9 protein-coding genes are annotated in these 11,791 nt (G+C 65.2%); 3 read left to right on the top strand and 6 right to left on the bottom strand.

What is annotated here, in order from left to right:
* Positions 1-11 precede the first annotated feature (11 nt).
* Entirely contained in the window at positions 12-1,148 is a 1,137-nt protein-coding gene (locus tag HH110_RS05320) for an HlyD family secretion protein (RefSeq protein ID WP_176988690.1), read from the top strand.
* On the top strand, positions 1,145-2,743 hold the full coding sequence (locus HH110_RS05315; protein ID WP_176988689.1) for a DHA2 family efflux MFS transporter permease subunit: 1,599 nt from the start codon (positions 1,145-1,147) through the stop codon (positions 2,741-2,743). The genes HH110_RS05320 and HH110_RS05315 overlap by 4 nt, the downstream gene beginning before the upstream one ends.
* Positions 2,744-2,822: 79 nt before the next feature.
* Here the strand turns inward: HH110_RS05315 and HH110_RS05310 are convergent, their stop codons facing one another.
* From HH110_RS05310 to HH110_RS05285, 6 genes are all read right to left on the bottom strand, one after another.
* Complete coding sequence (locus HH110_RS05310; protein ID WP_176988688.1) at positions 2,823-3,677, bottom strand: hypothetical protein; 855 nt, start codon at positions 3,675-3,677, stop codon at positions 2,823-2,825.
* 26 nt (positions 3,678-3,703) lie between these two features.
* A complete protein-coding gene (locus HH110_RS05305) occupies positions 3,704-3,976 on the bottom strand; it encodes a heavy-metal-associated domain-containing protein (RefSeq protein ID WP_342589221.1) in 273 nt (90 codons plus the stop codon).
* Positions 3,977-4,137: 161 nt separating this feature from the next.
* Positions 4,138-5,604: a TolC family protein gene (locus tag HH110_RS05300; protein WP_342589220.1), complete on the bottom strand. Its 1,467-nt coding sequence runs from the start codon at positions 5,602-5,604 to the stop codon at positions 4,138-4,140.
* Positions 5,601-8,777: a multidrug efflux RND transporter permease subunit gene (locus HH110_RS05295; RefSeq protein WP_176988687.1), complete on the bottom strand. Its 3,177-nt coding sequence runs from the start codon at positions 8,775-8,777 to the stop codon at positions 5,601-5,603. Before HH110_RS05295 ends, HH110_RS05300 begins: the two co-directional genes overlap by 4 nt.
* The gene (locus HH110_RS05290) at positions 8,774-9,940 is read right to left on the bottom strand and encodes an efflux RND transporter periplasmic adaptor subunit (protein ID WP_176988686.1); all 1,167 of its coding nucleotides are present in this window, start codon (positions 9,938-9,940) and stop codon (positions 8,774-8,776) included. The genes HH110_RS05295 and HH110_RS05290 overlap by 4 nt, the downstream gene beginning before the upstream one ends.
* 306 nt (positions 9,941-10,246) lie before the next feature.
* The gene (locus tag HH110_RS05285; RefSeq protein WP_176988685.1) at positions 10,247-10,519 is read right to left on the bottom strand and encodes a hypothetical protein; all 273 of its coding nucleotides are present in this window, start codon (positions 10,517-10,519) and stop codon (positions 10,247-10,249) included.
* Between the two features lie 289 nt (positions 10,520-10,808).
* On the opposite strand from HH110_RS05285, the gene HH110_RS19375 reads away from it, so the two are divergent.
* Positions 10,809-11,615 carry a hypothetical protein gene (locus HH110_RS19375; RefSeq protein WP_241696418.1) on the top strand — a complete coding sequence of 269 codons (807 nt, stop codon included), beginning with the start codon at positions 10,809-10,811 and terminating at the stop codon, positions 11,613-11,615.
* The last annotated feature ends 176 nt before the right edge of the window (positions 11,616-11,791 follow it).

Raw genomic sequence — 11,791 nt, 5'->3', positions numbered from 1 at the left:
TGATAGCCAACATGACCAATACAACTCCTTCCCGCAGCGCACATGCCGATGCGTCCGGTTCGCTGATCCGCAAGACACGCCGCCCCGCGGTGATAGGCGCGATCGCGCTGTGCCTGCTGGCTGCCGGTGGCGCAGGCATTCGATGGTGGACAGCCGGCCGCTTCATGGTCAGCACCGATAACGCCTATGTCCGGGCTGACATCGCCACCATCAGTCCGCGCGTCACTGGTTACATCGTCAACGTGGGGGTGCGTGACAACCAACGCGTCGCCAAGGGCGATGTGTTGGCGACGCTCGATGATCGGGACTACCGCATGCGCGTGGCCCGGGCCGAGGGTGCGGTCGCGGCCGCAAAGGCAGCGTTGGACGCGCAATACGCGGCCATTGCCAATCTTGATGCGCAAGGCGAACGGCAACGCAGTGTGATCGCCGCGACGACCGCAGACGTGCAGGCGCGCCAGGCTGATCATCGCCAAGCAACCCTGGAGTATCGGCGTGAACGAGCGTTGGAGAACCAACAGGCCTCCGATGCACGGCACCTGGAAGCCGCCGACGCCAGTGCGACGCGTACCGCAGCCGCGGTGCAGGCCGCGCGTGCCACCGCCGAGGCGAGCAGAGCCTATGCGAGGGTGCTGACGACAGAGCGACAACGCTCAACTGCCGCGTTGGAGGAAGCGCGCGGAGCGTTGTTGCAGGCCGAAGCCGGCTTGGCGCTGGCAAACCTTGATCTCGAACACACCGTGATCCGCGCGCCGATGGGGGGAACCATCGGCCAACGTGCCGCGCGGGTGGGAGCGTACGTCGGTCCGGGCAGCCCTTTGATGGCGATCGTACCGAACGAGGTCTACGTCATCGCCAACTACAAGGAAGTACAGCTGGAGGGCGTCGCACCCGGCCAACGTGTGGAAGTCGAGGTCGATGCGCTGGGTGGCGGAGTGCTGAAAGGCCGCGTAGAGAGCTTCGCGCCTGCATCCGGCGCACAGTTCGCGCTGTTGCCGCCGGATAACGCCACCGGGAATTTCACCAAGATCGTGCAGCGCATCCCGGTGCGCATCGCCGTGGATGCCGACCAGCCGACGCTCTCCAACCTCCGGCCGGGAATGTCGGTCGTGGCCTCAATCAATACCCGACCGGAATCCAATCCATGACCGCCGCCACTGCACTGCCTGGCGAAGAATCGGTCTCCCTGCGCTCCTGGGTCGCGGTGATCGGCGGCGTGGTCGGGTGTTTCATGGCGGGCATGAACGTCCATGTCACCAATGCGTCGCTGCCCGATGTGCGCGGCTCGCTGGGCGCCACCTTCGAAGAAGGCTCGTGGATCACCACCGCCTATCTCGTGGCGGAGATCATCGTGATTCCGCTGGCGGCGTGGCTGGCGGCGGTGTTCACCGTCCGTCGCGTCCTGATGGTAGGGGCTGCTGGTTTCGTGATCTTCTCGATGGCCTGCTCGATAGCGCCCAACATCAACGCAATGATCCTGGCGCGCACACTGCAGGGTGCCTTTGGCGGCGTCCTCATCCCGCTTTCCTTCCAGCTCATCGTGACCGAGCTGCCCTCCTCGAAGCATCCCTTCGGCATGGCGTTGTTCGCCATTGCAAACAACGTTGCACAGGCCGCGGGGCCCTCGCTGGGCGGCTGGCTGACCGATGCCTATTCCTGGCGCGCGATCTTCTATCTCCAGGTCCCACCCGGGCTGCTGCTTCTGGCTGCGATCGGCTGGTCGATCCGGCCGGAGCCGATGGCGCTGGAGAAGTTCAGGAAGGGCGACTGGGGTGGGATCATCGCCATGGCGCTGGGTCTGTCCGCACTGCAGATCATGTTGGAGGAAGGCGGGCGCAAGGACTGGTTCTCGTCGTCGTTCATCATCGAGGCCTCCCTCGTTGCCGCGGTCGGCCTGGTGGCATTCGTCGTCATCGAGCTTCGCCGCAAGGAGCCCTTCCTCAATCTGCGACTGCTTTCCAGCTACAACTTCGGCTTGGCCAGCCTGATGCAGTTCACCTTCGGTGCCGTGGTGTTCGGGGTGGTCTTCCTCATTCCCAATTACTTCTCCGACGTGCATGGCTACAACGCGCGCCAGATCGGGCTGACCATGATTCCCTACGGCATCGTGCAGTTCATCATGTCCTTCGCTACGCCGCCGCTGATGAGACGCACAAGCGTAAGAACGGCCATCGTGCTGGGCTTCGTCATCATGGCGGTGGGCTGTCTGATGAACATCCACCTGGACGCCAATGCGGCGAGCAACGTCATCGTGCCGTCGCTGATCGTACGCGGCATCGGCCAATCGCTGATCGTGGTCGCGCTCAGCGTGATGGCCGTGGAAGGACTGGAGCGCGCGGAACTGGGTTCGGCGGCGGGGGTGTTCTCGATGGTGCGCAATGTCGGCGGTGCCATCGGCATCGCCGTGGCCAGCCAGTTCATCGTGACCCGGGAACGGCTGCATGCATTGCACATCGCGGAATCAGTGTCGCCGTTCGCGGAGGCGACCCAGGTGCGTGTGGTCGAGCTGGTCAGGATGCTGGCGAAGGTGCCGGTGGATAGTGCGACGGCCCTCTACGGCAGTGGCCTCGCACTGGAGCGGCAGCAGGCCTTCGCGATGCTGGACCGGATCATCCATCGTGAGGCGCTGCTGCTTGCCTACAGCGACGCCTTCCTGGTGGCGGGAGTCGCCATGCTGGGCTGCGCGGCTGGCAGCCTGCTGCTTCGTGGCAGGAAGGCGAGCCCGTCCAGCGTGAAGCAATAGATCTACCAGCGCTGTGCGCCAACAGGTGTGGCCGGGGGTTGACCCCGGCCACGGCTACAGAGAGGTTGGAACCGGTGGCCTACGAGCCCTTCGCAACATCCACGACAAACGGCACCGTGCGGATTTCATCACTCGCCATGAACTGGATCCAGAGTGCATATCGGCCCGCATGAGGCGGCTGTGCGTGGAGCATCATCCGTGCCGACACCGGTCCGGCCTGCGGATGCGCTGCGCCGTGGCCGCCGTGTGCACCTTTGGCGGCATCGGCGGACATCGCATGCGCGTGGACGTAGGCAAGGTCATCGGTGCCCACGAACACCGCATGGGCCGGCACGCCCAGGTACAGGCCCAGGTCCTGCGCCGGCGTGCCGTTCTTCAACACCGTCAGGTTCAACATGCTTTCCTTGCCCGCCTGCAGACCGGCCTTGTCCAGCTGGACGGTATACGGACCATCGGTCCCTTCCCTCGGGGCCGAAACCGGCTGGGAGGAAGTCGCGCCGGCGGGGGCACTCACGTTGACGTCGAATCGAACCACCTGCTGGCCCAGCCCGGTCGGCATTGCGTCGGCGAAGACATGGTAAACGCCGGGCTTGGGGAAGGTCATCGCGACCCGGAACTGACCGTCCGGTCCCGCTTTTCCGGGATGCTCGTGCAGGAAGGTGGAGAATGCGCTGTCGGTCGCGAGCACATGGAGCTCCTGTGTCAGCTCCTCGTCAAACTGCGCGATGCGCTTCCCGGTGGTTTTGTCGGCGAAGGTGATGAGCAGATCGCGGGACAGCGGGCCGGTTTCTTCGATGGACAGTTGGGCGATGACCTTCTCGGTCGTACCGGAAAGCGCAAAGGCGCCTTTGATCGATGCGTCGGACGCCGAAGACGGCACGGCCACGGTACCGAGGGCGGCGACGCCGAAGGTAAGAAGCTGTTTCATGAACATGTGACGTTTCTCCTCGAGAAAGGGAATTACGGGCGCGGCTGCGGCTGGTGCGGGTACCCCGCCTCTGCCAGCACCGCAATGAAGGCGGCCTCGTCCAGCGCGGATTCCACGCGCACCTGTCGCGCCGGCGTGTCGGTTTCGATCTGTGCCAGCGGGTCGACGCTCAGCAGGGCATCTCTCACCGGCCTGGCGCAGGAACCGCACGTCATGTTGGGAATGTGGAACTGGAGCATGGTGTTTTCCTGATTGAGTGGTACAGCAACCACCTTCGGCGTTGACAGCGTGGCAATGTCAATCACCTGTTCTGTGATCTCCGCCCGTACATTGGTTTCCGTTCATGCAGCCGTCTCCGGCGTAAAGAAAACATCGGCGTGGAGATCGTCCTGACGCAGGCGCCCTGCCCTGAGGACACGGTTCGTCCTGCAGCGCGTAGTTCGACGTGTCGGGTCATGGCTGTCGCTCACCCATGTGCGCCACCACAGTCGATCGCTTCCCGCGTGCAGGGCAGCCAGCCACCGCCCAGCGCCTTGTAGATGCTGACGATGGCCAGGCGCTGGTTGGTCCGGGCTACCACCAAGGCACGCCGGCTGGCGAAGTCGGCCCGTTCCGCATCCAGGACATCCAGATAGATGCCCTCCCCGTGGGCGAACTGCGCGCGTGCAAGGTCTGCTGCCTGACCCGTGGCGGATGCTTCCTGGAGCCGGAGCTGCAGCGCATCGCCGGCCGCGCTGAAGGCATCGAACGCGTTGTCGGTTTCCTCCAGTGCACGCAGCACGGTCTGGTCGTAGCGGATCAGCGCTTCCCGGGCTCGTGCTTCACTCGCCGCGATCCGGGCGCGGACCCGCCCGCTATCCAGGAAGGACCAGCGCAGCAGCGGTGCCAGAAGGCTGGACAGCGCCGAACTGCCGCCCGTGGAGCCCAGGCTGCCCGCCACCACGCCAATCGACCCCTGCACCTCGATCTGCGGATACAGCCCCGCAGTCTCCACCCCGATGCGTGCCGTCGCTGCCGCCAGGCTCAACTCCGCCGCTTCGATGTCCGGACGCCGTGCCAGCAGCGCCGCGGGGTCACCCACGGCGATCCTGCGGACCGCCAGCACGTCGCGTGCGGTTGCGGTCGAGGGTGCGGCGAAGGTCTGCGGTGTTTCACCCAACAGGAGGGCGAGCGCGTTCGAGGCCACGGTGCGGCGGTGCGCCAGTTCGGGCGCCACCACCTCAACGGCGCGCAGCGCGGCGTCCGCCCGCAGGCGGTCGACCTCGTTGGCCGAGCCGGCCTCCACCAGCCCCTCGACCAGCCGCAGACTGTCGCGCTGGCTCCGCGTCATCTCGGCAACCACGCCGAGCTCCGCCTCCAGCCCGCCCAGCTCGAACCAGGTGGCCGCAACCGCCGCGGCCACGCTGGCCTGCACATCGCGCACCAGCGCTTCGCGTGACCCGGCGTCGGCCCGTGCCGCTTCCGCCGAGCGGCGGACACGGCCGAACAGATCGATCTCCCAGGAGGCATCGACTGCAGCCCGATAGGTCTCGGTCCGGCGCGCCTGGCCCGGTCCGCGTTCCACCTCGCCCAGCCGGCGGTTCTCATGCCCCACGCCTACGCTGCCTCGCGGCAGGAAGCCCTGCCGACTCTCGCGAAGCATCGCCTTGGCTTCGTCCAGGCGTGCGGCGGCGAGCCCGATGTCATGGTTGGCCGCCCATGCGCGCTGGATCAGCGAGGTCAGCACTGGATCGTCAAAGGACCGCCACCACGCCGCGTCCACCGCACCGGGTGAAAGCCCGGCCGACCCCACGTTGAACTCCGTTGGAAACGGCGCCGACGGCAGGTTGGGCAGCGCCGGCGAGGAGACGTTGGGCCCCACGGACGCGCACGCGGACAGCATCACGCCTGCGGCAAGGGGAAGCAGGAACACCCTGCGACGACGATCGTTCACGACGCACTCTCCTGTGCAGGATGGCTGGCGCCGCGCTTGCGCCTCTCGAAGCGGGACGAAATGTGGCGGATCACCACATAGAACACCGGCGTCAGGAACAGGCCGAACACGGTCACCCCCAACATGCCGGCAAAGACCGCGACGCCCATCGCCTGGCGCATCTCGGCGCCCGCACCGGTCGCCAGTACCAGCGGCACCACACCGGCGATGAAGGCCAGCGACGTCATCACGATGGGACGCAGCCGCAGTCGACACGCCTCCACCACCGCATCCACGGTGGCCCATCCCTCCGCCTCGAGCGTCCGGGCGAACTCGACGATGAGAATCGCATTCTTCGCCGCCAGCCCGACCAGGACGATCAGGCCGATCTGCACGAACACGTTGTTGTCGCCCCCCATCAGCCAGACCCCGCCGATCGCGCTGAGCAGACACATCGGCACGATCAGCAGCACCGACAACGGCAGCAACCAGCTGTTGTACTGCGCGGCGAGGATCAGGTAGGCGAGCAGCACGCACAGCGGGAAGATGTACAGCGCCGCGTCGCCGGCCAGCTTCTGCTGGTAGGTCAGCTCGGTCCACTCAAAACTCACGCCCTCGGGCAGCACTTCCTTGGCCAGGCGTTCCATCACCGCCACGACCTGCCCCGAGCTGACCCCGGGTGGCGCGCCACCGGAGATGTCGGCGGAGGGATAGCCGTTGTAGTGGATGACACGGTCCGGACCCGAGCTCGGCGTGACCGTCACGAATGACGACAGCGGCAGCATCTGACCGGCGGCATTGCGCACCTGCAGTTGACCGATCGCCTCGGCCTGCATGCGATGTTCCGCGTCACCCTGGGCGGTGACCTTGTAGGTGCGACCGAAGCGGTTGAAGTCGTTGATGTACAGCGAGCCCAGGTAGACCTGCAGGGACTCGAAGACATCCGCCAAGGGCACGCCCTGGCTCTTGGCCTTGGTCCGGTCGATCACCACGTCCAGCTGCGGCGCGTTGACATCCAGGCTGGTCATCAACCCGGCAACCTGGCCGGATTCGGTGGCCTTCATCATCAGGATCTGGGTATGCTGGACCAGGGCGTCCAGCCCCACCCCGTCGCGATCCTCGATCTGCATCTTGAAGCCGCCCGTAGCGCCCAGCCCCGGGACAGGCGGTGGCGGGAAGACGCCAAGGAAGCCATCCTGGATGCCGGCAAACTTCGCCTGCAGGCGTCCTGCGATCGCCGTCGCCGCGAGGTCAGGCGACGTACGGTCCTTGAACGGATCGAGCATGACGAACATGACCGCTGCGTTGGGCACGTTGACGAAGCCATTGATGGACAGCCCCGGGAAGGCGACCACGCTCTCGACGCCCGGCTCGGCAAGTGCGAGCTTCGACATCTGCTTGACGACGTCGTCGGTGCGGTCCAACGAGGCCGAGTTGGGCAACTGGGCGATGCCCACCAGGTAATACTTGTCCTGCATCGGCACGAAACCGGGCGGCACCACCTTGAAGCCGAACAAGGTCAGCGCGAGCAATCCACCGTAAACAAACAGCGCTACCCCACTGACCCGCACGAGTTTGCGCACGCCATTGCCATACGCGTCCGGTGCGCGCTCGAAGGGACGGCTGAGTCGCTCGAACACCCGCCCGGCACGGCCACGCAGGCTGCGCGGATCGCGTGGAGGTGCGATCGTGCGCGGTCGCAGCAGCATCCCGGCCAGCGCCGGGCTGAGCGTGAGCGAGTTGACCGCGGACAGAATCGTGGAGATCGCGATGGTCAGGGCGAACTGCCGATAGAACTCGCCCTGCAGGCCGGTCAGGAACGCCGTGGGAATGAATACCGCAGCCAGCACCGAGGTGATCGCGATGATCGGCCCGGTCACCTCGCGCATGGCACGCCGCGCGGCCTCCAGCGGCTCCTCGCCGTCCTCGATATGCCGTTCGACGTTCTCCACCACCACGATCGCATCATCGACGACGATGCCGATGGACAGCACCAGGCCGAACAGGGACAGGGTATTGAGTGAGAACCCCATAAGATGCATCACGGCGAAGGTGCCGATCAGGGATACCGGGACGGCCAGCAACGGGATCAGCGAGGCCCGCCAGTTGCGCAGGAACAGCACCACGACGATGACCACCAGGATGATCGCTTCCAGCAGCGTCGTCGCGACCGATTCCAGCGAGGCCCTCACGAAGACCGTCGGGTCATACGCGATGCGCGACGACAGGCCCTCCGGGAAGTTCTTTTCGAGCCTGGCCATGGTCTCGCGCACGGCAGCCGACACATCCAGTGCATTCGCACCCGGGCTCTGGATGATCTGCAGGGCCACCGCCGGCTCACCGTCGAGCAGGCTGCGCAGCGCATAGGCATCGGCACCCATCTCGATCCGTGCCACGTCGCGCAGGCGGGTGACCTGGCCGTCATCGCCGGTACGGATGATGATGTCGCCGAACTGCTCTTCGTCGGTCAGGCGGCCCAGCGTGTTCACCGTCACCTGGAAGGCAGCGGTGGAATCCGGCGCCTGCCCGACCGAACCGGCGGCGACCTGCACATTCTGCTCGCGCACCGCGGCAATGACATCGCCGGCGGTCAAGCCACGGGCAGCGATGAGGCTGGGATCCAGCCAGAGCCGCATGCTGTACTCGCCCGCTCCCCAGACCAGGACATCGCTGATGCCGGGAATGCGGGACAGCTCATCGCGCACCTGCAGATAGGCATAGTTGGAGATGTAGAGCGGGTCGTACCGCTTGTCCGGCGACAGCAGGTGGACCACCATCAGGATGTCGGGAGACGTCTTCTGGGTCACCACGCCCTGGCGCTGCACTTCCGCAGGCAGGCGCGGCAACGCACGCGATACCCGGTTCTGCACCTGGACCTGTGCCATGTCCGGATTGGTCCCGTCGGCAAAGGTGACGGTGAGGATCATCCGGCCGTCGGTCGCGGACTGCGAAGACATGTACATCATGCCTTCGACACCGGTGATGGCCTGCTCCAGGGGGGCAGCCACCGTCTCGGCGATCACCTTGGCATTGGCACCCGGATAGGACGCCGTGACCTGGACGGTAGGCGGCGTCACCGCCGGATACTCGCTCAGCGGCAACTGGAAGAAGGCGACGATGCCGGCGATCACCATCAGCACCGACAGCACGATGGCAAAGATCGGCCGATCAATGAAGAAACGCGGGAAATTCACTGCGCCACTCCTTTCTTCGCCGGCGCCTTGAGCGGCGTACCGTCAATGGCACTCGCCTGCGGCGTCACCTTCATGCCGGGACGCACCAGGCCCTTGACGACGATGCGATCGCCGCGCTGCAGGCCCTGCTCGATGACCCGCAGCCCATCCACCACCGGACCGAGTTCCACCGGGCGGTACTCGGTCGTATCCCCCTTCCCCACCACCAGCACATACCGGTGGCCCTGATCGGTGCTGATCGACTGATCCGACACCAGTACCCGGTCCTTCGACGGACCCGCCTCCAGTCTTACCTTGGCGAACAGGCCGGGGGTGAGCTGGCCATCGGGGTTGTCGATCACCGCGCGCACGCGCACCGTACCCGTCCCGCGATCGGCTGCGTTGGAGAGGAAATCGAGTCGCCCCTCGCGGCTGTAGTCCTTGTCGGTGACCAGCGCCACCGCGACCTTGGCGGCTGCCGGGCCGGCGGCGGCGTCCTGCGTCCGGCCGGCGGCCAGTGAGCGCAGATAGGTGCGCTCGTCCACGTCGAAGTAGACGTGGAGCGGGTTGATCGACACGATCGTGGTGAGCGGCGTCACCCCGGCGGCAACGAAGTTGCCTTCGGTGACCAGGACCTGCCCCACCCGACCACTGATCGGGGAGGTGACGTGTGTGAAGCCCAGGTCCAGCTGCGCGGCATCCAGCGCCGCCTTGGCCGCGTCCACCTGTGCCTTGCCGGCATTCAACGCCGCCGTGGCCGAGTCCAGCCGGTTGCGGGCCACGATCTTCTGGGCGAACAGCTGCTCGGCGCGTGCGTGGTCGGCCTGGGCGAGCGCCGAGGCCGCTTGGGCTTCGCGCAGACGCGCGGCAGCCGCATCGCGTGCGGCCTGGAACGGTCGCGGGTCGATGTGGAAGAGCGCCTTGCCCTTCTCCACGAAGCTTCCCTCCGGCACGCTGACCTGCTGGATGTAGCCGGCGACGCGCGGGCGCAGTTCCACCTGCTTGACCGCCGTCAGCGATCCGGTGAATTCGGCAAAGGGCGTTACCGGGCGGACGATGACCTCGGCGACCGGCACACCGGGCGGCTGGGCGGAGCCCGCGCCGGGTGCGGTCTCTCTACATCCAGCGAGGGCGAGGGCGGCGCCGATCGCCAGGGTCATCAAGGTGGTGCGCGTGAGTGTCATCGTTGTGCCTTTCGCGACTGCGGTTGGTTGTCTGGATTGCTGAACCGGAACGGCTCCGGCGACCGTTGTCCGGCATGCCACGCTGGGAAGGTCAAGCGGTTTCTGTGTGCGCAACCTGCTGCGCGGATGGCCACGCCAAACCGCAGGCATGGCGATGCCGCCTGGGCTGCGCTCAGGCAGGCCGGGCACGGGGGGCAGTCGTCAGGGTGTCGGGGCGTGGAGCAGCAGTCCTGCCCGGATCAGTCCGGCCATGGGCGCGGGTACAGGCCGAAGCAAGCGTGGCGGCAGCGCCGCCGCTACGGGGTGCTAGCCCCGGGGCCGACCGTACATGTCCTGCCCGGTGAGTTCATTGACCTCACGCAGAAGCGCTTCGGTGGCGGCGTAGGTGGTGCTGGCGTCCATTCGTCGGCTCGCCATGTCCATGCACTCGGAGCGGAGCGTTGCGGTCAGTTCGAAAAGCGCAGACAGCACGGCCTGGTTGTCAGGCATATCACGCAAGGCCGCCTTGCCAACGGCATAGGCCTGCGCATGCTCGCCGGACTGGACGTGCGTACTTATGCGATGCGATGCGTCACTCACAACCGACTCCGTGATACCCAGCATACGATAGCCCACCCACTGTCTCGCCCAGCGCAGCGCCCAGCCTGGTCTTGCTGAGGAGAGCTACGTTGCGTCCTCTGCTGCGAGCTACATCAACGGAATAATTCGTCGCTGATGTGCCGCGTGATCGATTGGATGTGAGGCCCATCCCAGTTCCCATGGCACCTTCCAGAATTCAGTGGCGACAGACGAATTCCTATTCTATGGTCCTTGTGCGGCATCCGTATCGCATTGAGGACTTGCCGCCAATGACGAGGAAAATGATGCGATGAGTACGTCGGCAAAGCAGTTCCGTATTGCAGTACTGTGCACGGCTCTGGCACTGGGTACGGCTTGGGCTCAACCGTTGCCAGCGGAATCCAACGGCGGACTTGAGGAGGTAACTCTGGTCGCGGGTGTCCAGAACGGTCTGCGACACGCACTGGGCACACACTATGCCCGGTTTTCCGTCAACTTCGAACAAATGGCCAATCCCGTCCGACTGAAAGACGGGGGAATCCTGATCGACGGATGGAAAATGGGTCATCCCAACACGCATGCCGCTGCCTTCGTGTACTACGCAGATGGCCGTGTTCATGCTGCCTACCATGATGAAGCTATAGGGCACGTTTTTTACTCTGATGCCTCGGATGGAAAGCCGCATCCCGCGCTACGTGTTTGGGCGGCACGATTCTCCTCGCAAGCAGGGATAAAGCGCCCGCCTGAGCACTCGCATGAGGCTTTTCCCGGCGTCGATATGCATTCGGATATGCCCAGCGACGAGGATCAAGCGGCACTCAGGTCCGTTGCAGCGTCGATCTGGAGTTCCTCGCAGGCCGCCAACTGGAACATGAATGTCGACGTTGGTGACATTCTGGGGACCGTTACCAAGGAAATAATCGACTGTTCAGCAGCCTTCGGTTTGGTGCCCAAGCCGGTTGGATGGATTCCCGGATGGTCGTACATCGCAAAGTCCGCAGGGCAAGTTCTTGCGTATATCCTCGGGGTATCCGCACACAATACCTACAGGACATGCGTCGTGACAGCCTCACTCAGTTGGCGTACCGCGATCGAAATAGCATCCGCGGAACTCTGATTGCGCCGCCGATTCCAAGGGAAACGAACCATGGACTTCATTGGCCACATCTTCAGCGCGCTGTTCGACTCGCTTGGCCAGGCTGGCAGTCGAAGGGCCTGGATATGCCTGGCCGTTTGCGTCCTCGTGATTGTTGTCTCGTGCGCGTGGATGCTGTCAGGGAAGCAAGGGTAACC

The sequence above is a fragment of the Stenotrophomonas sp. SAM-B genome (genome assembly GCF_013387485.1).
GTDB classification, from domain to species: Bacteria; Pseudomonadota; Gammaproteobacteria; order Xanthomonadales; family Xanthomonadaceae; genus Stenotrophomonas; species Stenotrophomonas maltophilia_AA.
The sequence above is the reverse complement of the archived record's forward strand: the minus strand, read 5'-3'. Positions and strand labels throughout refer to the sequence as shown.